Here is a 21885-nt window from a genome sequence, read left to right on the forward strand (position 1 = left end):
CATATATAGATGACCGATATATAAGGAGTGATAAAATGAAAATTGACAAAAGCCTTATGTCGGGAAGCACCACATTGCTTATACTCAGACTGCTTGAAAATGCCGACATGTATGGATATCAAATGATTGAGGAATTGGAAAAACGTTCTCAAAACGTATTTACCCTCAAGGCCGGTACGCTATATCCTCTGCTTCATACATTAGAACAGCAAAAGATGATAGAATCCTATGAAACCACAACAGCAAACGGTCGTCCTCGAAAGTATTATCGCATAACAAAAGCCGGAAGAAAAATGCTTGAAGAAAAAAAGGCCGAATGGCAAGTCTATACTTCTGCTGTAAACAAAGTATTAGGAGGTGACTGCTATGTCGGAATATAACAAAGCCATACAAGAGTTTTTGGAAACAGCGTATATGCAGATATGCCAAAAAAGCAATTCAAACTACCAGTCAAAGTATATCATTCCCGCATATCCTAGAATATCATTATTACTCCATACATCATTAAAGTTCAAAGTAGCTTTACTGCCCCAGGAAGATACATCTATATACACCTGACCTATCGGCCTGTAATCATGCAAGCCGGTGATTGTAACCCAGTGTATCTGAAAATCCTGGTTCGATGTTATACCGGTATCCGGATTTGTCCAGGGAATACTTTTTAGTTTTGAGTTCCTCCAATTTACCAATGCAACAGGGCAGTCTTTTCTTAACCCGTCTTTTATATATTGAACAGCATTGTTAAAAGTCGGTTCTCTTTTATTCCAATGTGCTCTCAGGGATATTCCTTTGCTTTTTGCATACCTGATAACACCATCAGCATACCATGACAAAAAAGGAATACCTCCAGCCGGTTGAACAAAAAAGGGCATTTTCAACGGTTCCACATATTTATACACTTGATTCATATGAACAATGAAATCGTCTTTGGTGATATTATCCAGGTTATTTCCACTGTATAATGCCTTTAATTCAGGATTCTTCAATGCCAGGTAAGCCGTCGTGTTTGCAGCGGCAACTGTACCGCATCCGCTCTGCCTGCCTACCTTTGTGTCAAACCAACTCTGGTCCCCTCCATAATATATAACGCCTCCTGAACCGGCAATCAGTACAAACTCCTTTAAATCCATACTTACCCCTGTCCTCTATTAAAGGAAAACTCAATGTTTAGTATTACAATTCCATTATATGCAATATCTTTATTATCAGTGTATTCGTGACCGCTTACATCAAGTTTCCAAGTTTTTCTGCCTTAACCTTATCAAAAAGATTTAAAATAAAAAAGTCAGGTGAAACCGATGAAGAGTTTCTGACTTTTGCTTAAATTTTTATAAGAACTGAAATTGCTTTAGCGGAATCAATTATTGCTATGGCTTTTAAATGTTTATTGTAATAGATTGAAGGTCCGGATAAAGTACGTTAAAAAAAACGAATCTTACATAAAAAATACCACTTAGGCTTTCTGCCGAAATGGTATTTTGATTTGCTCTTTTATAAATTCTGTTTTTTCATTCACCTTTGACAATACATGATTCCCTATTTCCTCAAAACAAACTTTCCTACTGATTGTGAGAGAGCTTCTGCAGTAGATTTCATTTCTGCACTTGATGTATTGAGTTTCTCAAGCATCTTTGTATGCTCAATTATATTGGCTGAAACTTCCTCACTGCTTGCTGCCGTTTCTTGTGTAACAGCAGACAGGTTGCCAATCATTTCAACAATTTTATTTTTCTTTGTCTCCATATCTTTACTGAGTGTAAATACCTCTTTTATTCTATACCTTGTATTTTGAATCGCATTTGCTATTTCGTTAAATATTCTGTCAGTTTTAGCTGTTGAATTTGTTTGCTCTTCCAGAATATGATTTATGTGAGTTATCATTTTACTTATATTATTTGAGTTCAATTGTATGTCGTTTACAATTGTGTTAATTTCTTCAACCGACTTGGCAGATTGTTCGGCCAATTTTCTTACTTCCTCCGCAACTACCGCAAACCCTCTTCCCGACTCACCGGCCCTTGCTGCTTCAATTGCTGCGTTCAGAGCGAGAAGATTGGTTTGTTCTGCAATACGCGATATGGTTTCTGACACTTTGCTTATCTCATTTACCTCTCTTTGAGAATCCAATACAATTTCATTTATTTTGCTTGAAAAATCAGTGTTTTGCTTGGTTTTTGCACTTAGATCATATATAGCTTCCATACCCGTATTTTTTAACTTTTCCGTACTTTCTATTTCCTTTTCCAGAATGTTTGCCGCTTCAATAACCTGTTCAATAATCTTTGCAAGGAAGTTAATATCCTCAACTCCATCACTTACATCCTTTGCCTGTTGTGTTGCACCCATTGCTATTTGCTCAACAGCCCCAGATATTTCTTTATTCAATTCATAATTTACACTTATAGACTCAGCAAGTTTTGATGACGATTCATTCAATAGATTTGAAACTTCATTTATTTTGCCGATTAAATATGAAAGATTGGATGCCATCTCCAGAATTTTTTCACCCAAAAAACCAACCTCATCTCTTGAATCAATTTCCACAGATGAGGTAAGATCTCCCTGAGACACTTTACTAACAAATTCACATAGTTTCTTAATTGATGCAACAATATGTTTGGTGGTAAAATAAACTATTAACCACATAATAAAAGCAATCGCTACCGTCTGTCCTATCGTTTCTGTCAAAGCCCTAAGCGTTTCTTTTCGTGCAAAATATGTTGTATAGGTCAATTCAACTCCACCGATTCTTTCATTTTCCTTAAGGACATCACATTTTAGAGTTTGCAAAAAGTTTTTATTATTATACTGTGTACCGACTTTTCCTTTTTCAAACAAAGTTTTATCGTTATTATCATATATTTCAACAGAGGCTACCTCATCATTTTCCAATAAAGCAAGTCCAATGGCTTCAACACCGGATGTATTGAACTGCCATAGAGGGTCAATAGCAGACACCTCGGCTATTTTTAATAATCCTTCAGCCCTTCTTTTCAAGTTCTCATGCTGTAATTTATAGTTATTGACACCACTTACCGTATTGCATATCAGTATAAGCAATATGCCCGCAACTGTTGTTGGAATAGTGAATCGCAACGACATTTTCTTAAATTTTAGGAATTTCACATTCCATTTTTTAAAATTACTTTTTAAAACTCCTTTTTTATAACCTCTCATCATGACCCCTCCAAAAAAATACTTTTGATTGTAAAGCAATACGGTAATAAATCAAATTTAATTTCTTATAACAAGTATTATATTTCTAAACAGTTATATTCAACTTATAAACTTATACAGAGACTTTTATTCAAATTTTCAAAATCAGCAATAAATTTATGCCAAGGCTAGTCTCGAACCTCATCCATTATGCCTTGACATAAATTTATTGAGGAGTGGATTAACTTATGTAAAAATTAACGGTAATTATTTAATTGCAAAAACGCATAAAATGCATATGGCCATTCTGCTTACATAATGATAATCGGAAAAATAGAAAATAATATTTATTAAAAAATTATTCATAACATAGTTTTTTCTAAACAGAAATTAGTAATTTACCAAATCAAGTAAATTTTTACCTGTAAAGTTTATAACCCAATTTATAATTATGGGCGTTGTAACTCCTCACCGTTTATGCTATACTTTTGCTTGCTAACAGCAGCAACAAATACATAGTTGATAAGAGGCGAAAACATGGATAAATTAGTTTTGGTTACAGGACATAAAAATCCAGATACTGATTCAATTTGCTCAGCTATTGCATATTCGGAACTAAAAAAAAAGTTAGGTGTTAATGCAAGCCCAAGAAGACTGGGTGAGATTAACCGTGAAACTGAGTTTGTTCTTAAACATTTTGATGTGGAAGTACCGGAACTTTTATATACTGTAAAATCACAGGTTTCAGACTTGAACATGGATAAGATAATACCGGTATCACCGGATATATCCATTAAAACCGCCTGGAACCTTATGAAAAAAAATAATATTAAGACACTTCCAGTCGTAGATGAGTATGAAAGACTGCTAGGTATTGTAACTTTATCGGATATTACCAATAAATACATGGATGCCCTTGATAACAATACCATTGCATCTACCAGAACATCGCTGAGAAACATTGTCGAAACATTAAATGCAACACTACTTTGCGGCAGCCAGGATACGTTCCATACTTCCGGCAAGGTGGTTGTTGCAGCAACAAATCCAGAGGATTTGCCCGGATATGTTGAAGAGGGAGATATTGTAATAACGGCAAATCGTTTGGATACCCAGCTTGAATCAATTGAATGCGGGGCAAATTGTCTCATAGTTACTTGCGGTGGCAATCCATCCGAGGAAGTTATTGAAAAAGCCTGCAGCAAAAACATTGTTTTGATGACTACTCCGATTGATACATTTACTACTGCACGTTTAATAAATCAGAGTATTCCGGTTGGGGCAATAATGACAAAAGAAAATCTCATAAAGTTTAATATTGACGATTATGTTGACGATATAAAGGATACAATGCTTCAAACCAGATACCGCAGTTATCCTGTTGTAGACGACAATAACAGAATTAAAGGTTTTATATCAAGATATCATCTTATTTCTCAAAGAAGAAAAAAGGTTATTTTAGTAGACCACAATGAAAAATCTCAGACAGTAAATGGTCTGGAAGAGGCAGAGATTTTGGAGATTATTGACCACCACAGGCTTGGAGACATACAGACAGCCAACCCTATCTACATAAAAAATGAGCCGGTTGGCAGTACTTCTACAATCATTGCCAATATGTACTTTGAAATGGGAATTCGTCCGTCCAAAAGTATTGCAGGAATTTTGTGTTCTGCCATACTTTCGGACACAATAAAGTTTCAATCTCCTACAAGTACTTATACCGACAGAATCACTGCAGAAAAATTGGCTGAAATTGCAGGAATAAATGATATCGATGAATACGCCAACCTTATGTTCAAAGAAGGTTCTTCGCTGCAAGGAAGAACCCCTAAGGACATATTCTATCAAGACTTTAAAGAATATACCTTCGGAAAGCGCAAAATAGGTATAGGACAGGTAAATACAATGGACAAGGAAAAAGTATCCGAAATAAAGAAAGATTTGCTGGAATTTATGAAACGTCTCTGTGAAGACAGCGGATATAATCTTCTTATGCTTCTGTTAACCGATATACTTAACCAGGCTACTGAACTTTTATTTGTAGGTGAAGATAAAGAACTTATTGTAAAAGCCTTCAACGTAAATATCGGTGAAAATAGCGTTTATTTACCGGGAGTAGTGTCCAGAAAGAAGCAGGTAATACCTGCTATTTCAGCTGCTGTAGATAAATTATAATGAAATTTATACTTCTTTTTAATTTAAAAAAGGAACAAGAATAAAATAACATGCTTGTTCCTTTTTATAATCCTATGGACTTGAAGAATATATTTCAACACCAATCAACCGGCAATTCAATTAATCTTTCTTATTAATTACTTGCGGTTAATTAATGACATAACCTCCGCTCTGGTTCTGGCATCAGTCTTTATTATGCCCCTAAGGGCGGAAGTAACAGTCTTTGATCCAGGTTTCTTTATACCTCGCATTGTCATACACAAATGTTCCGCTTCAACAACTACAGCAACTCCTAGAGGGTCGATGGTTTCCATTATAACATTTGCAACCTCACTGGTTAAACGTTCCTGCAATTGAGGCTTTTTTGCCAGTAAATCCACAATTCTCGCCAATTTGCTGAGTCCCATTATTTTACCCTTTTTAGGTATATATACCACATGCGCCACTCCTACAAAAGGCACCAAATGATGTTCGCACATAGAATAAAGGGGAATATCCTTTACCATAACCATTTCCTCATGGTTTTCCTCCTGAAATACCTTAACTACTTCTTTAGGGTCCTGATGAAGCCCGGCAAATATTTCCTCATACATACGTGCCACCCTGTCCGGTGTCTCAACAAGTCCTTCACGGTCAGGATTTTCTCCAATTGCAATAAGAATTTCCTTTACCGCTGCTTTAATACGCTCTTTATCAACCATTTTCATTACCTCTCTTCACTTAAATAACCATTGTCATATATTATACTTCATTAAAATGCTTCCTTAAAGACAAATTTATAAAAATTTCAATTCCAACTTTAGTAAATTATTTAGCTCTAACTAAAAAATATAGGCCGTCTGAATTAACAATCCAACGGCCTATATTCTTTATCTTTTATAATAAACAACAAACTTATCCATCTATGCCTTAGCCCTATTTTTAGAAATAACATCAAAGGCAACAGCTGCTAGCAGTACAAGCCCTTTGATTGTCATCTGCCAATCACTTCCAACACCAAGGGAAGACATACCGTTGTTTAAAACGCCCATGAACAGCGCTCCTATAACAGCTCCTATAACTGTACCGACACCGCCATAAGCCGACGCACCGCCTATAAAGCAGGCTGCAATTGCATCAAGTTCAAAATTGACACCGGCCACAGGAGACGCTGCATCAGAACGGGCAGTAAAGGCGATACCTGCTATCGCTGCCAATACCGACATATTAACATAAGTTAAGAAAAGTACTTTATTGGTGTTGATACCCGACAGTTTTGCTGCTTTTTCATTACCTCCCATTGCATAAATATATCGTCCGGGAACAGTTTTCATAGTCAAAATTGAGTATCCAATAAGAAGTACGGTTATTATTGCCAAAATTATCGGAATACCTTTGTGAATAGCCAAATAGAAGAAAAATACATTAATTGCTGCCACAACAAAAACCAACTGGGCTATAAATAAAGGCAATGGAATAATATACATTTCATACTTTTTCTTTTCCGAGCGTTTCTTATTCTCCAGAAAAACATATATAACCGAAGCAAGAATGCCCACCACCAGTGCTGTTATATTTATATTTACATCCTTTACTTTGATATTTATACCCATTACATTGAAAAAATCCGGAATATATCCGCTGCTAAGCTTTACGAAACTTTCAGGAAAAGGTGCCAATGTAAGTCCTTTGAGCAAAGTATTGGTCAAACCTCTAAATACGAGCATTCCCGAAAGAGTAACAATAAAAGCCGGTATTCTTACGTAAGCTATCCAGAACCCTTGCCATACTCCAATAAGCGCTCCCGCCATAATAGCAATTAAAATAGCCAGCCATACATCCATTTTCATATTGATTATAAGAGTACCCACTATCCCACCTATGAATGCACATACTGATCCTACGGACAAGTCTATATTTCCTCCGGTCAGAATACATAATGTCATTCCAATGGCAAGAATCAGTACATAACTGTTTTGCAAAATAAGATTTGTAACATTCATAGGTTTTAGAAAAATTCCCTTTGTTGCAATCTGAAAAATAATCATAGCAGTAAAAAGTGCTATAAGCATCGCATACTGACGTATATTATTTTTTAAAACCGTCTTTACACTTCCACTTATATACGTTGTCTTATTGGACGTATTTACTTTTACCGTCTCCACCATATTCCCCCCTGTTACTTTGCATAATGCATCTCATAATGCTTTCCTGTGAAGCTTCGTTCCGGTATTGTTCCCCTACAATCCTTCCCTCATTCATAATATATATCCTGTCGCATATACCCAGTATTTCCGGCATCTCTGATGAAATCACGAGAATAGATTTGCCTTCATCGGCCAGCTTGTTTATAATACAATATATTTCATATTTTGCACCTACATCTATCCCTCGTGTCGGCTCGTCAAGTATCAATATGTCCGGTTCAGTAAAAATCCATTTGGAAAGTACTACTTTTTGCTGATTTCCACCGGACAATTCGCCGGTCTTTTGAAATACGCTGGCAGCTTTAATGTTAAGCTTTTTCTTGTACTCTTCCGCAACGCTGATTTCTTTATTTTCATCGATTAGCCATCGTTTTACCAATCCTGAAAGGTTTGCATGTCCAATGTTGTTTTTTATATCCTGTATGAGAACAAGCCCGGCTGTTTTTCGGTCTTCTGTAACATAAGCCAGTCCATTGTCTATTGCCTGTCGTACATTTTGAATTTTTATTTCTTTTCCGTCCTTCAAAATTTGACCGCTGATGTTTTTACCATAAGACTTCCCAAATATGCTCATGGCCAGCTCAGTCCTTCCCGAGCCCATTAAACCTGCTATTCCTACTATTTCTCCCTTATGCAGCTTTATATTTACATCTTTAATTATTCTTCTTCCTTCCACCAGCGGGTCATATACATTCCAGTTTCTCACTTCAAAACACACTTCGCCAATTTTGGGAGTACGTTTAGGGTATCGGTTAACCAATTGGCGGCCTACCATACCTTTTATTATGCGGTCTTCAGTTACAGTATCATCTTTTTTCATAGTCTCTATGGTAGCACCGTCTCGAAGAATAGTAATGGAATCGGCAACTTTTAAAACTTCATTTAGTTTGTGAGAAATGAGTATTAAAGTAATTCCATCCTTTTTCAACTGCAGCAACAGATTGAGTAAATTTTCCGAATCGGTTTCGTTTAAAGCTGCTGTAGGCTCATCAAGAATCAACAGTTTTGCCTTTTTAGCAAGCGCCTTTGCTATTTCAACCAGCTGCTGCTTCCCCACGCTTATATCTTTTATCAATGAATGGGTATTTTCCTTCAATCCAACTTTTTCAAGAAGTTCCGCCGCCATTCTATGGGTTTCGTTCCAGTTTATAAATCCCATTTTTGATCTTTCATTGCAAAGAAAAATATTCTCCCCAATAGTCATATAGGGTTCAAGAGCTAATTCCTGGTGGATAATGGCAATTCCTGTATTTTCACTGTCTTTTATATTTTTGAATACGCATTCTTTATTTTCAAAAAATATTTTTCCGCTATAGGTTCCATGGGGATAAACACCGCTTAACACATTCATTAAAGTAGACTTCCCGGCTCCGTTCTCTCCTACCAGGGCATGAATTTCCCCCGAAGCAACTTTTAAATTGACGTTATCAAGAGCTTTTACACCTGGGAAAGTCTTAGTAATATTGCACATTTCAAGAATGTATTCCATTTTATCCAACTCCCAGCTAAGGATTGAAATAGGAGCAATAATGAAAAGGCTATGACCTTGACATTATTGCTCACTATTAATGTACAAAGCTTTATAAGTGCCTTTTAAAATTAGATTTTAGAACTTTTATCTTTTTTTAAACCCCAGCATAGGATTTTGCAAAAAGATTTGTATAAATTTCCAAGCACAAAAGTCTTTATGTTGACAAGCCGATTTATTTCAGATCTTCTTCGGTATAATATCCGCTGTCTATAAGCAGCTTTTTATAGTTTGAAGCATCAGCATAAGCCGGCTCACAAAGATATGTAGGTACAACCTTTTTACCGTTATTATAGGATTCTGTATCATTTACAGGAACTTCTTTTCCATTCTGAATAGCATCTATCATTTCAACTACTTGAGCCGCAAGGGTTCTGGTATCTTTAAATATCGACATTGACTGATAGCCTTCTATCATAGCTTTAACATTTGCCTTATCGCAGTCCTGACCGGTAATTATAGGGAATTGTTTTGAGTCTCCAAAACCTGCACTTTTAAGCGAGGCAATTATACCCAACGCCAAACTGTCGTTTGGTGAGAGAACAGCATCAAGATTTTTGCCATCAGCATAATAACCTGTTATAAGATTATCCATTCTTGCCTGAGCTTTTCCCGAATCCCAATCCTTTATAGCAATCTTTGTAAATTCCTTTTGACCGCTGGGTACAACAAGTTGCCCATTTTCTATATACTTATTCAAAATACTCATCGCACCTTGATTGAACAAAGTTGCGTTATTATCATCGGGAGAACCGGCAAACAATTCAATGTTAAACGGTCCTTTACCTTCTTTTAACCCTAATTTTTCTTCAATATACTCTCCTTGAAGAACACCTACCTTAAAGTTGTCAAAAGTCGCATAATAATCTACATTTTCTGTCTGCATAATGAGACGGTCGTAAGCTATTACTTTAACACCGTTGTCAGCAGCCTTTCTAAGCACATCGGAAAGAGTAGAACCGTCTATAGATGCAATAACAAGAATCTTGCAACCTTTAGTGATCATGTTTTCAATTTGCTGGATCTGTAAGTTATTATCGTTGTTAGCATATTGGAGTTCAACCTTGTAACCTTTTTCTTCAAGTAGTTTTTTCATGTTGGCACCGTCTTGATTCCAACGTTGAAGGGACTGCGTAGGCATTGCAACACCAACAAGTACTTTTTCTGCATCTCCTGAAGTTGAGGTTTGCTTTCTGGAATTACATCCTGTACAGAATAGCAATAAACCCACTAAAAACAAAGCAATCAGTTTTTTCATCATATTATCTCCTCCCATTTTTATATATTTACTCTTTGGGCAGTTATCCCAGCCATTAATTGAACAGCTGTTTAAGCGCCCAAAGGCAAAATTATATCATTGGTAAAATATCTATATTTTATTAAAAATGTTTTATTTTTTTAAATCAAGGATGTTATGCCAAAAGAGACATTCTATATTATACTTTATAAAATTTGTTATGACAAAACAAACTTACATTTCCTATAAAAAAATAACATAAAAATAACCAATTGAAAACTATGTTTATAAAAGTTATATTCTAGAAGCATCTAGAAATATAAAACAATAGTTTACAATTGGTTATCTTAAATTTGTCCCAAAAGCCAAATATTAAAAATTAAACTATCAACATTATTAACATTAAAATTATCCTACATTTTGAACCATTTCCTCTGCCTTAACGTTATTGTTTTGAATTTCTGCTCTCAGCTCATTTATGATATCTAAAGATGTTTTAAAGTCCTCATAGAACATGACAATAAAATCTCCGGGCTGTGCATCAAGTATAGCCTTCTCCAGTGCTTTTCCTTCCGAATAAACAATTTCAACATTTTCCTTCGGTACTCCACATTTTATAATAGCATCATAGAATATTTGTGCCACTTCCCCTGCATCTCTGCCTCTTAGATCGGAATCTTCCTTTATATATAACCGATCAAACGCACCGGCACAAATCCTGGCAGCTTTGCTAATGCTTGAGTCCTGCCTGTCTCCCGGCATGCCGACAACTCCCACAAATCTTTTTGCCTCCAATTTTTTAATAAATTTTACTACTTCCTGGATTCCGGCAGGATTATGACCATAATCCAGCATTACCTTAAACTCACCCATATTGAATATGTTAAATCTGCCGGCATTTAAGTCTGTATCAGGCAAGAAAGTTTTTAAACCTCTTTCAATAATCTCCAAAGGCATATTTAATCCTAAAAGAGCAGATACTGCTGCAAGGCAGTTTTCAATATTACAGTCGAGCATACCGCTGAACGTTATGGGTATGTCTTGGACTTTTATCAGATGCATTTTAATTCCTTTATTAATCATTATTATCTCGTCATTTTCGATAAACACTGCCATTTTTCCCTGTTCGATATGATTATTAAGTAAAGGGTTATGTTTGTCCTTTGAAAAAAGTATAACCTCACTTCTTGCCCTTTTTAAAAAATAATCAGCAAATTTGTCATCTGCATTTATGACTGCATATCCATCGGATTTTACAGCTTCAATTACGAGAGACTTTACAAAGGCAAGGTCTTCTAAAGTATTAACTCCATCTATTCCCAAGTGATCTTCACTTATATTTGTAATTACTCCCACATCTGCCAAATCATACCCAAGCCCTTTTCTGATAATTCCGCCTCTGGCCGTCTCAAGAACAGCTGCATCAATTGTCTTGTTCGAAAGCAGCAACCTTGCACTTACCGACCCGGTATTATCACCTTTCATCAAGCACTGACCGTCAATATAAATTCCGCTTGTAGTTGTCATACCCACTCTTTTCCCCTGAACCTTAAGGACATGAGCTATAAGCCTTGTTGTAGTTGTTTTTCCATTTGTCCCCGTAACAGAAACTATCGGAATTGAGTGTTCTTTACCCTCCGGAAACATCATATTTATAATGTCCTCTGCCACATTTCTTGACTCACCGGCACTTGGATAAATATGCATTCTAAGTCCCGGTGAAGCATTAACTTCAATAATTGCTCCCTTTTGTTCATATAAAGGTTTTGAAATATCTTCACAGCACACATCTATTCCTGCAATGTCAAGGCCTAAAGCTTTTGCTGCTTTTACTGCAAGTTCTGCATTGAGCGGGTGAACTTCCTCAGTGCAGTCCCTTGCCGTACCTCCTGTACTGATATTGCTGTTATATCTGAGAAAAATCACTTCATTGTCCTTTGGTATATAGTTCTCGTCACAGCCCTGGCTGTGCAGCACCTTTTTAGCCAAGTCATCAAGTTTTATTTTGGTTAAGGGTTTCTCATGGTCAACACCTCTAAGCTCATTGGAATTTTCAATTTCAACCAGTTCCCAAATGGTGTGAATACCGTCACCGGTTACAAAAGGCGGACGCCTTTCTGATGCTGCAGATACTTTGTTACCCACAACCAATAATCTGTAATCATTTCCATTAATATATTCTTCCACCAAAACAGAATTGGAATATTTTTTTGCTTCTATAAAAGCTGCTTTTACTTCCTCTTCAGTATTAACATTAACAGTTACTCCCTTGCCCTGATTTCCGTCAAGAGGTTTAACAACAACAGGAAAACCTATGTTTTTGGCTGTAAAAATTGCTCCTTCCACGCTATGGGTTATATCCCCATCCGGTACCGGAATCATATAATCCCTTAAAATTTTTTTGGTTATATCTTTATTGCTTGCAATATCTACGGATATGCAACTTGGCAAATCGGTAAGCGAAGCTTGTATCAGTCTCGAATACTTGCCATACCCAAGCTGGATAAGACTTCCGTTACCTATCCTGGTAACAGGAATCCCTCTTTTCTTTGCCTCAACATAAATAGCTTTTGTGCTGGGACCCAAATCATATTCCAAAGCAATTTGTCTCAACCTTTCCAATTTGGAAGAAAAATCAACTTCTTCATTATTCAATATTTCATTAATAATTTCAAATATCGTTCTGGCACATTCTATACCGCATCTCTCATTAATATATTCATAAACTATATAGTATACCGACGGTTCTTTCTCAACCCTTGTCTTACCGTAATGGACATCATATCCTAACATGTTTTGGATCTCTATAATCATATGTTCTGCTACATGTCCTATATAGGTTCCCTCATTAAGCCTTTCTAAAAATCCACCCTCATAGCCTAATGAACAATAATGCTTTTTAAGTCCCGGCAAGTATTCCAGTATTTTCTCGTTAAAACCTTCAATATCCTTAGTTGGATATCTATACAATTCACCTATATCAGCCAACACTTTAATCACCGGTTTATGACTGTAAATGTTTCGTCCGCTAAAAATTTGTATATCTAAAATTTGCACTTCTCTTCCTCCTACACACTTTGTGCACATCACAGTATCAGTTGCAGAATTAATCAAAATCACCCAAAATCAGAGATCAACAATTTCAATTAATTCAAGTTATTCTAAAAACCTCACGAGAAACCATGTCGAATCCATAGCCATGAGGCAGTACATGAATTGTGACATTTGTGATAGCAAGCAGTTCATCGGGTTTTAATTCAGATACATTCGAACTTTTTATTGTTCTTCCGTCAACAACAGTAACTGCATTTGAGCCTATCACTTCAAAATGAGCATCAGGATAAACCTTTATTGCCGTATCCTCATCAATTCCAATACCCAGCATATACGGATTTTCTGCTACTGCACACAGGATTCTCCCCATTCTTCCCCTCTGGTCAAAATGCTGGTCAATAATAGCTTCTTCGAGCAATCCCAAGCCCGGTGCCATTTTTAATGTGCACTTCCTTGCAGGTGTATTATCCTGACCTTCCACTATCATTGTATTGCTCATTACCGAAGCCCCTGCACTTGTGCCAGCTATCACTACTCCCTTTGAATACACTTCTTTTAAAGCCTCGTTTGCTTTGGTTCCTCCAATAATACTGGTTATTCTCAACTGGTCGCCTCCGGTAAAGAAAACACCATTGCAATTTCTTATTATATCTGCATTATTCTCATCATTTGCTTCATCCCGTGTATTAATATTAAGTACCTGTATATTATTAATCCCTAAAGATTCAAAAACCATTCTGTAATTATTGCCTACTTCTCCGGGTTTTTCCGTTGCAGTAGTTAAGATTACCAAAGTACCTTGATGCCCAACAATGTCCACAACGTGTTTTAAAATAGTCTTATCTCCCGTTTTGTCTTCTGCACCGCCAATAATAATAAGATTTCCTCTGACTTTCTCTTCCATATTTGTCCTCCAAAAAATATCATTCAAATTTCTTATTTATCTCTTCCATATTAAGTACCTTTAAAGAGCTGTAACAAAAAAGCAAGGACCATCTATCCTCGCCTCTTAATAAAACTATATTCCCAGATAGTGTCTCGCATTATTCATTATTGCTCCGCTAAAAATCAGTCCAATACCCATTAGAATTATACTTGCAACAATTACAAACAGCCCTGTTCTGCTTCCGTTCTTTGTTGAAAGTATACCCATTATCACACCAATGAATCCAAAAATAAAGGGATAAACAAAAAGTGACATTATAGCAGAAATTATTCCTATTGCAACTAAAATTCCCGTTCCTCTCGAAATCTTCTCCCGAGTATCAGCTCTATTCATATAATCACCCTTTATAAAGTATTTACACATTTCTAAACTCATATTCATCAGGTTACTGCTCTTATTGACAATTTTCGTAAAAACCTCTTTTTAAGATATTACCGTTATCTATAAGTTTCTGTCCTCCCACAATAACACTGTTTATGCTGAAGTCATGTTTGTTTATTATCAGAATATCTCCATCACTGCCTTCAGCCAACACTCCTTTTTGCGGATACAGCCTGATTCTTTTTGCTGCATTCTCGGTAACTGTTTTAAGTACTGTAGTCAAATCAATTTTTCTTTCCAAAACGCAAATTCTTATATCTTCAAACAGCTGAGACACCTTGCCAACAGCCGCACCGCCTTCCTTTGAAGGAATACTTCCATTGCCGTCAGATGACACAGTAACTCTTTCTATTGGTATTTTCTCTTTTAGAACCAATTCCAAGGCATCGGGTACCGAATAACCGTTTTCACTGTTTTCTCCAGCAGTAAAATCTATGTTGCCACCCTTCTTTGCAAATTCCAAAGCCTGATAAAACAGATTCTTATTTCTGTTAAGGTGGGTCGGTACAAACATATCCACGGGATAATCCGAATTCTCCACAAGCTCAATAATGGGTTTTAATCCATTTTTTCCGTCTCCCACATGTATGTGCACAATACCGGCTTTATTAGCTAAAAGTCCGCCTGCTTTTGCTTCAAATGCAATTTCTTTTAGCATGTCTATCGTAGGATGGGATGACCTGTAATCGGATATTGCAATTTCACCCACTCCTATGATTTTGTCAATAAGAGTTATATCTTTTATTATCTTACCGGTTATAGTAGCTGTAGGAACTTCATAACTTCCGGTATAAATATAGGTGTTTAGGCCTTCTTGCTCTAATGCTTTGGCTTTTGCCAGAAGCCCTTCTATGTTTTTTGTAATACTGTCAAACCCTAATAAACCTACAACTGTTGTTACTCCTGCAATCAATATATCACTTAATCCAATTTCCGGTACTCTGCTTATAAAACCTTCTTCTCCACCGCCTCCTGTAATATGTAAATGCTGATCTATAAAACCCGGACAAATTATCTTGTCAGCACAGTCAATAACTTCTACATCTATCAAATTATCTGACGGGATGTTTTCTCCAATTTTGTATATTTTATTGGAAATAACCAGTATATCTTTATTCCCTAAAAATTCGGGCGCATAACATTCACCATTTTTTAAAAGCTTGAGCATTTAATCCTCCTCTTTAATTTCAATACTTTGGTATTGAGTGCTAATAAACACCTCATAAACTGTTGCTGACAACAAAATTAATGAATAATTCCATATCACGAAGTATTATTTATCAACATAAAGAATAAAAAAGTTTTACAACTGCCTTTCAGAAAAACATTAACTAAGTTTATTAAACCGACTTCAGCCACTTGAAATTAATTTAATGTTTCAAAAATAAAAACATATTATTACCAAAATATAAATTCAAAAAAACCAAATTTTTTGAAATAGAAATTGCAAAGCATTTTTCTACAAAATATCTATATTTTTATAAATTTAATATTCACAAATTCCAGGCCGTGTATATATGGTATTATTTTACAATATAGAATATTTTGTTAAAATTTTTCTATGTCTTTTTGTTTTATGCGGTGATAAATTTATAAATATTTTGCTCAAAAATAAAAAATTTTTGTGTTTTTCGACAAAATATGCACATACGTTTATATTTTTCTTCAATTATATTGAAACCCTTCTATTTATTAAGGTTGCTAAGTCATAATATATTTGCTAAACTTTAAATAATACTTTATGTAAATTTAATTTTACATAAAAATACATTATAAGGATAAAGGATGGTCAACGTGACTGTAGATTTTAATCTTCTAACAGCAAAACAAAAGAAAGTCTATTCTGTAATTGAAACATTTATCAAAACAAGAGGTATTCCTCCTACTGTAAGGGAAATAGGCGAAATGGTTGGAGAAAAGACTCCAGGTGCAGTTCAGGGAATTCTAAACCGTTTGGAGCAAAAAGGCGTAATCAAGAGAGAAGTCGGTATGGCAAGGTCCATACAGCTTGTTACCGATACCTCTCAATACATGAACCCTGTCTACCTGCCAAAATTAAAAAAGGTAAGCAATCGTAACATATCCGATCTATTCAATATTTACAACATAATACAGTATTATCCATTCCCTTCAGCATTATTCGAAGCAGACAGCTCACCGGAAAACTGTTTCCTAATAAGCTGCCCCGATAACAGCCTCCTTTACAGTGGAATAAAGTATGAGGATCACCTAATTATTGACAGGGATATTGAAAACAAATTAAATGATGGGGATATTGTTTTGATACTATATGATAATCATGCGCTTCTGAGATACTATAGCAAGCATGAAAACCCCAATAATATTGTGCTAAAAGCAGATAGTGATTTAATCGGCAGAGAAGTTTTCAGTAAAGATGAAGTAATAATTGTTGGAAAGTTAATAGGGAAATATACAAAATATTAATAGGGGCATCAACCCCTATTAATATTTTATATTTGATTAAAAAACAAATAGCCCATGTTTATTGAATCCATAGGCTATCTGTGTTTATGTTTTTTAATGATTCTAATGCTTTAAAATAACATATAAAACTTTATATAGTTATCCTATATTTTCTCAATCTCTTCCTTTATAAGTTTTCCCATTTCTTTAGTACCAACAACTTTTGAATCCTGTGAAGCTATATCAGCTGTCCTGAATCCTGAATTGAGGACATTTTCAACAGCTCTTTCAATTGCATTGCTTTCCTCTTCAAGACCAAAAGAGTACTTCAGCATCATACCTACAGAAAGTATAGTAGCTATAGGATTTGCCTTATCCTGACCGGCTATATCCGGTGCAGAACCATGTATCGGTTCATACAGTCCTAAAGACCCTTGACCAAGGCTGGCAGATGGGAGCATTCCTATGGAACCGGTTATCATTGAAGCTTCGTCAGACAATATATCTCCAAACATGTTTGAAGTTACTATAACATCAAATTGCATCGGATTTCTTACAAGCTGCATTGCAGCATTGTCAACATACATATGGTTCAGCTCAACTTCAGGATAATCTTTAGCAACTTTTACAACTACTTCACGCCATAATCTTGAACTTTCAAGAACATTTGCCTTGTCTACCGAAGTAAGCCGTTTTTTTCGTTTCATAGCAGCTTCAAATGCTAATCTTGCAATTCTTTCAACCTCGAAGGTAGTGTATTTTTCCGTATCATAGGCAGCCTGCCCCATATCTCCGGCATCTACCCTTCCTTTTTCACCAAAATACATACCTCCCGTCAATTCACGCACCACCATAATGTCAATTCCATCTTTAACTATATCAGATCTCAGTGGTGAAGCATCTTTCAATGCTGAATAAATTACTGCAGGTCTAAGATTTGCATACAATCCCAGCCCGGCACGTATCCCGAGAAGACCAGCTTCAGGTCTTTTATCTCCAGGAAGATTGTCCCATTTATATCCTCCTACTGCACCTAAAAGTACTGCATCACAACTTTTACATAAATCCAGTGTTTTAGCAGGAAGCGGTTCACCAAATGTATCTATTGCACAACCTCCAATAGCACCTTCTTTTAGAATAAACTCGTGATTAAACTTACTTCCCACAGTATTTAAAACACCAATAGCTTCATTAACAACTTCAGGTCCTATTCCGTCTCCCGGTAATACTGCAATATTAAACTTACCCATAATAAACACCCCTTAAATGCACAATTTTATCGACGTCCAATTTTTCAGAAATTATGCTTATTTGTAATAATTTAACTTTATCATATAATGAAGCATAATTTTTTAAGTCAAATTTAACTCTATGTTAGCATTATAAACAATCAAACAGCAGTATTCTTCATGTATTAATTTTTATTGCTCAAGTTTTTTTAATGTTTTTTGACAAAACAGAATTTTCTTTTCTATACTGCAAAGGAGTCATCTTAACATACTTTTTAAAAATATCATTGAATCTCTGCTGATTGGAGAAACCAACATTCAGTGCAATATCACTAATCTTTAATGTTGAATCTCTTAACAATTCCTTTGCTCTTTCTATTCTGGTTCTAAGAAGATAATTAATTGGACTTATACCCATTTCTTCCTTAAATGCCCTGGTAAAATAACTGGTACTCAAAAAAACATATTGGGCTATATCCTTTAGAGATATATCCCTTTCATAATTATTATTTATATAATTAACAGATACCTGTATCAATTCTTTAAGTTTGGAACTTTTATTTTTTATACTGTTCTCCCATTCCATCTTAAGCGCCCTTGATATTAACACAAATAATTCCATTACAAGCAAATAATTAAGCAGCTCACTTCCTAAATCGGGATTCTCCCTTTCCTCCAATATCCTGTTTAAAATACCGATTATTTCATTCTTTTGACTAACTTTAAGTTTTATAAAGTCACCCGATTCTTTTCCGCTGACAAAGTCCAAAAAGAACTCCAAAGATACCCCTGAATATTGCATATCAAACTTGTTTACAAATTTGAAATTCAATACAATAAATTCACAGGCTGACTCAGATTTCACAGTAAATTTGTGGAATTGATTTGGTTTTATAATTATAATGTCATTCGGACCTATTTCTACCGGACATCCAGATATCTCAAAAATTGCGCTTCCTTTTTTTATGTAAACCATTTCGTAATACTCGTGGCGGTTCGGTTCCATAGACCACGTCTTATCGTGGATTCTTTCTATTGTCTTCACTATTACAGGCAAATATGCCGAAGAATTCAAAAGACCCTCCCAGGCTTTTGGGAGTATTCCGCTTTCCACTTTGGCTCACCCTCATTCTTATATATCCTAATTAAAACTATTTACATTGACTTTTTACCTTTGAACTCATATTTAAAAGATGCCATTATCAATTAGTATTTAAGCCAAACAGAGATGCAGTTCTTTAATCAAAGCAATTATGTCATATTCAATTCATCAACAAACTCGAGACAGAAAAAACATCAGCACTACATTCCTCACATATAGCATCAGCCATATTATACCATATAACAAGAAATTTATCCTATCCTCTTACATTAATTGTACAGAAACAGCGTAAACCGGTCAATCTTTCGTTACATAAGCATTGATTATTGACATAACATAGCAAAATATAATATATTATTATAAGCATTTATGCTAATGTTTGCTAACTATGAAATATTTATTCATTGCACTCTCTGTCCCATCAAATAAAGCTTTGCTTCTTCTACAAATTAACCAAACATTTAACATCAGGAAGGTATAGAAAATGTTTACAGATAATAAAATAAAGGATAAATTGTACGAAGATGCTTTATCTATATTGTTTTCAGAAAACTACGAAAGAGTGTATAAGCTAGCCCTATCACTTACCTCCGATGAAGAATTGTCAAAAGATATAACTCAAATTACTTTTACGCGCGCATTTGAAGGATTAGACAAATTAAAAGACAAATCAAAGTTCAGTGCATGGGTTTGCACTATCGCTACAAATGTGTCTAAAGATATGCTAAGAAAAAAAATAAACAATAGAAAAAAAGTCGTTTCACTATATGACAAAAACGGAAATATACAGGACTATTTACAAGATATAGTGGATTTTGATAATATAGAAGAGCAGTACGAAGCCAGTGAAATGGTAAAATATATACTTAAATATATTAATTCGCTGGATATAGAAGAAAAGCAAATCGTACATCTTAAATATTTTGAAAACTATACCTATGCTGAAATAGCAAAAATTATGAATATGAAACAAAGTACCATAGGAATGAAGCTATTAAGATTTAAAGAAAAACTTTCAAATAAAATTAGCAAAATTTTTGAGGAAAAGGAATTAAGTAAAAATGGTAAGAAAATGGAAGACAGTCAAAGAAGATACTGATTTGTTGATTGAAATAGCATATAAAACTAAATACAGTAATATAAAGTGTCCTCCGAAAGAAGAAGTTTGGTCAAACATTAAAAATAATTTAAATATAAAGCAAAAAAGGGTTGTCAGAATAAAAAGTTTGACCGCAGCTGCTTTCTTTTTAATTTTCGCGACCTTCTTTTTCTTATCGGAACCCACATCGGTAGGTGCTTTTGCGAACAAAATAATAAAAAATATTATCAATATTACAGAGGATACTTTTAGCATCCTTAAAAAAGTTAATATAGAAGACGGTTTAGATGTTACAAGCAATGATTTTGACGATCCCAGATTGGCAGAAACTCAAAGTATTGTTAACTTTGATTTGACTGTTCCTAAATATATGCCAAAAGGTTATGTCCTTGAAAGTATAAAAGTGCTGAATAATAATAAAGATCAGGAAGTCGTTTCTTTATCTTATGCCAATGAAAAAGGCGGCAGCGAAAAAGATTTAATTCAGATTGAGCAGCAAAGCAATCCTGACGGTGCAAGCATCAGTTTAAACGTATTAAGAGAAAATAATTCAGATATAAAAAAAATAAATACCGATACAATGGAATACGTATTAATTTTTTACGAAAACGGATTTTGTAAGTTTATGTGGGATACTGATAATATAAGTTATGCAATATTTGGAAAAATAAACGAAGATGAAATGATTAAAATTGCCGAATCAATGAGATAGGTGTACAGTAGTACACCTATCTCCAAAAGACATTAAACCTTCTAGTCAGCTTCTCCAACAATCTATAATTTTAATTAACATATATATAGGGTGCAGTAGATTCAGTAGTATGGGTCTGGTTTCCATATTTGGCATAGTGTACAGCCCTGGCTCTATAATAATTCCCAGGTTCATAAAAAGAAAATGAAGCATCTTCAAGAATACCTGCCGTATTGAACTCAATGAATATCCAGCTTGTGACATCTACCCATTTAGTCCCGTCCCATTTCTGAAGATAGATAGTAAGTTTCTGGTCACAAAAGTAAAATGCGTTTTGTCGGCCAATCATATATAGCGAGTTATTTCCTTTGTTAAAAGTAATTGTACACCACCACTCAAAAAGAATTGCACTTTGAGGGGATGTCGGTGATAATGAAATTTCGTCACCTATACTAATATTTGAGTCTATGCTTTCCATATCAATCGGCGGTGGTGCAGGCGGCCTTATGTCTTCATTTTCTGCATAAATCACTTGGTTAAAGCCTAAAACCAATACTAATGCACACAAAAAAGACATAATTCTTTTTTTCATAATATACACCATCCCTCCTTAGTTATTTAGAACATGTGGTAAAATTACATGATAATAAAAGAGCTAAATTCCCTCCTTTCTT

The 21885-nt window shown here is 35.1% G+C and carries 18 protein-coding genes; 5 read left to right on the plus strand and 13 right to left on the minus strand.

Features of this window, described 5'->3' with window-relative positions; genetic code table 11:
• Positions 1–35 precede the first annotated feature (35 nt).
• Positions 36–380 carry a PadR family transcriptional regulator gene (locus tag CLOCL_RS19790; protein WP_014256983.1) on the plus strand — a complete coding sequence of 115 codons (345 nt, stop codon included), beginning with the start codon at positions 36–38 and terminating at the stop codon, positions 378–380.
• A 63-nt stretch (positions 381–443) separates the two neighbouring features.
• On the opposite strand, the gene CLOCL_RS19795 is transcribed toward CLOCL_RS19790, so the two are convergent.
• Together CLOCL_RS19795 and CLOCL_RS19800 are read right to left on the minus strand one after the other, a co-directional pair.
• On the minus strand, positions 444–1130 hold the full coding sequence (locus CLOCL_RS19795) for a hypothetical protein (protein WP_014256984.1): 687 nt from the start codon (positions 1128–1130) through the stop codon (positions 444–446).
• 406 nt (positions 1131–1536) lie between these two features.
• Positions 1537–3177 (minus strand): methyl-accepting chemotaxis protein, encoded by a 1641-nt coding sequence (locus tag CLOCL_RS19800; protein ID WP_041715305.1) that lies wholly within the window; start codon positions 3175–3177, stop codon positions 1537–1539.
• Positions 3178–3693: 516 nt separating this feature from the next.
• On the opposite strand from CLOCL_RS19800, the gene CLOCL_RS19805 reads away from it, so the two are divergent.
• Positions 3694–5334, plus strand: a complete 1641-nt coding sequence (locus CLOCL_RS19805; protein WP_014256986.1) for a putative manganese-dependent inorganic diphosphatase — start codon at positions 3694–3696, stop codon at positions 5332–5334.
• 137 nt (positions 5335–5471) lie between these two features.
• Here the strand turns inward: CLOCL_RS19805 and folE are convergent, their stop codons facing one another.
• The 8 genes from folE to iadA form a co-directional block, all read right to left on the minus strand.
• The gene (folE, locus tag CLOCL_RS19810) at positions 5472–6035 is read right to left on the minus strand and encodes a GTP cyclohydrolase I FolE (protein ID WP_014256987.1); all 564 of its coding nucleotides are present in this window, start codon (positions 6033–6035) and stop codon (positions 5472–5474) included.
• Positions 6036–6236: 201 nt separating this feature from the next.
• Positions 6237–7481 carry a multiple monosaccharide ABC transporter permease gene (gene mmsB / locus CLOCL_RS19815; RefSeq protein ID WP_014256988.1) on the minus strand — a complete coding sequence of 415 codons (1245 nt, stop codon included), beginning with the start codon at positions 7479–7481 and terminating at the stop codon, positions 6237–6239.
• Positions 7447–9009, minus strand: a complete 1563-nt coding sequence (gene mmsA, locus CLOCL_RS19820) for a multiple monosaccharide ABC transporter ATP-binding protein (protein WP_014256989.1) — start codon at positions 9007–9009, stop codon at positions 7447–7449. Before mmsA ends, mmsB begins: the two co-directional genes overlap by 35 nt.
• Before the next feature lie 214 nt (positions 9010–9223).
• Positions 9224–10306: a multiple monosaccharide ABC transporter substrate-binding protein gene (gene chvE / locus CLOCL_RS19825; protein ID WP_027622281.1), complete on the minus strand. Its 1083-nt coding sequence runs from the start codon at positions 10304–10306 to the stop codon at positions 9224–9226.
• Positions 10307–10693: 387 nt separating this feature from the next.
• On the minus strand, positions 10694–13342 hold the full coding sequence (gene cphA, locus CLOCL_RS19830) for a cyanophycin synthetase (RefSeq protein ID WP_014256991.1): 2649 nt from the start codon (positions 13340–13342) through the stop codon (positions 10694–10696).
• A gap of 94 nt (positions 13343–13436) precedes the next feature.
• Complete coding sequence (locus CLOCL_RS19835; protein ID WP_014256992.1) at positions 13437–14243, minus strand: cyanophycinase; 807 nt, start codon at positions 14241–14243, stop codon at positions 13437–13439.
• A 114-nt stretch (positions 14244–14357) separates the two neighbouring features.
• Positions 14358–14618, minus strand: a complete 261-nt coding sequence (locus CLOCL_RS19840; RefSeq protein WP_174269791.1) for a hypothetical protein — start codon at positions 14616–14618, stop codon at positions 14358–14360.
• 61 nt (positions 14619–14679) lie between these two features.
• Positions 14680–15834, minus strand: coding sequence for a beta-aspartyl-peptidase (gene iadA, locus CLOCL_RS19845; protein ID WP_014256994.1), 1155 nt, complete (start codon positions 15832–15834; stop codon positions 14680–14682).
• 617 nt (positions 15835–16451) lie between these two features.
• On the opposite strand from iadA, the gene CLOCL_RS19850 reads away from it, so the two are divergent.
• A complete protein-coding gene (locus CLOCL_RS19850; protein ID WP_014256995.1) occupies positions 16452–17111 on the plus strand; it encodes a LexA family protein in 660 nt (219 codons plus the stop codon).
• Between the two features lie 143 nt (positions 17112–17254).
• On the opposite strand, the gene leuB is transcribed toward CLOCL_RS19850, so the two are convergent.
• Complete coding sequence (leuB, locus tag CLOCL_RS19855) at positions 17255–18340, minus strand: 3-isopropylmalate dehydrogenase (protein ID WP_014256996.1); 1086 nt, start codon at positions 18338–18340, stop codon at positions 17255–17257.
• A 178-nt stretch (positions 18341–18518) separates the two neighbouring features.
• Entirely contained in the window at positions 18519–19433 is a 915-nt protein-coding gene (locus CLOCL_RS19860) for an AraC family transcriptional regulator (RefSeq protein WP_014256997.1), read from the minus strand.
• A 472-nt stretch (positions 19434–19905) separates the two neighbouring features.
• Between CLOCL_RS19860 and CLOCL_RS19865 the strand changes: the two genes are divergently transcribed.
• Positions 19906–20520 carry an RNA polymerase sigma factor gene (locus CLOCL_RS19865; protein WP_014256998.1) on the plus strand — a complete coding sequence of 205 codons (615 nt, stop codon included), beginning with the start codon at positions 19906–19908 and terminating at the stop codon, positions 20518–20520.
• On the plus strand, positions 20483–21232 hold the full coding sequence (locus CLOCL_RS19870) for a DUF4367 domain-containing protein (RefSeq protein WP_014256999.1): 750 nt from the start codon (positions 20483–20485) through the stop codon (positions 21230–21232). Before CLOCL_RS19865 ends, CLOCL_RS19870 begins: the two co-directional genes overlap by 38 nt.
• 70 nt (positions 21233–21302) lie before the next feature.
• Here CLOCL_RS19870 and CLOCL_RS19875 read toward each other — a convergent pair whose 3' ends face one another.
• On the minus strand, positions 21303–21803 hold the full coding sequence (locus CLOCL_RS19875; RefSeq protein ID WP_027622287.1) for a hypothetical protein: 501 nt from the start codon (positions 21801–21803) through the stop codon (positions 21303–21305).
• Positions 21804–21885 lie beyond the last annotated feature (82 nt).

The sequence above is a fragment of the Acetivibrio clariflavus DSM 19732 genome, assembly GCF_000237085.1.
Taxonomy (GTDB): domain Bacteria; phylum Bacillota; class Clostridia; order Acetivibrionales; family Acetivibrionaceae; genus Acetivibrio; species Acetivibrio clariflavus.

Excerpts from the sequence above, each read along its gene's own strand:
- CLOCL_RS19865 (WP_014256998.1), top strand. The coding sequence starts at position 19,906 with ATGTTTACAGATAATAAAATAAAGGATAAATTGTACGAAGATGCTTTA.
- chvE (WP_027622281.1), bottom strand. The coding sequence starts at position 10,306 with ATGAAAAAACTGATTGCTTTGTTTTTAGTGGGTTTATTGCTATTCTGT.
- mmsA (WP_014256989.1), bottom strand. The coding sequence starts at position 9,009 with ATGGAATACATTCTTGAAATGTGCAATATTACTAAGACTTTCCCAGGT.
- CLOCL_RS19800 (WP_041715305.1), bottom strand. The coding sequence starts at position 3,177 with ATGAGAGGTTATAAAAAAGGAGTTTTAAAAAGTAATTTTAAAAAATGG.
- CLOCL_RS19875 (WP_027622287.1), bottom strand. The coding sequence starts at position 21,803 with ATGAAAAAAAGAATTATGTCTTTTTTGTGTGCATTAGTATTGGTTTTA.
- CLOCL_RS19790 (WP_014256983.1), top strand. The coding sequence starts at position 36 with ATGAAAATTGACAAAAGCCTTATGTCGGGAAGCACCACATTGCTTATA.
- CLOCL_RS19805 (WP_014256986.1), top strand. The coding sequence starts at position 3,694 with ATGGATAAATTAGTTTTGGTTACAGGACATAAAAATCCAGATACTGAT.
- iadA (WP_014256994.1), bottom strand. The coding sequence starts at position 15,834 with ATGCTCAAGCTTTTAAAAAATGGTGAATGTTATGCGCCCGAATTTTTA.
- CLOCL_RS19840 (WP_174269791.1), bottom strand. The coding sequence starts at position 14,618 with ATGAATAGAGCTGATACTCGGGAGAAGATTTCGAGAGGAACGGGAATT.
- mmsB (WP_014256988.1), bottom strand. The coding sequence starts at position 7,481 with ATGGTGGAGACGGTAAAAGTAAATACGTCCAATAAGACAACGTATATA.
- CLOCL_RS19835 (WP_014256992.1), bottom strand. The coding sequence starts at position 14,243 with ATGGAAGAGAAAGTCAGAGGAAATCTTATTATTATTGGCGGTGCAGAA.
- CLOCL_RS19795 (WP_014256984.1), bottom strand. The coding sequence starts at position 1,130 with ATGGATTTAAAGGAGTTTGTACTGATTGCCGGTTCAGGAGGCGTTATA.
- CLOCL_RS19850 (WP_014256995.1), top strand. The coding sequence starts at position 16,452 with ATGGTCAACGTGACTGTAGATTTTAATCTTCTAACAGCAAAACAAAAG.
- leuB (WP_014256996.1), bottom strand. The coding sequence starts at position 18,340 with ATGGGTAAGTTTAATATTGCAGTATTACCGGGAGACGGAATAGGACCT.
- folE (WP_014256987.1), bottom strand. The coding sequence starts at position 6,035 with ATGGTTGATAAAGAGCGTATTAAAGCAGCGGTAAAGGAAATTCTTATT.
- CLOCL_RS19870 (WP_014256999.1), top strand. The coding sequence starts at position 20,483 with ATGGTAAGAAAATGGAAGACAGTCAAAGAAGATACTGATTTGTTGATT.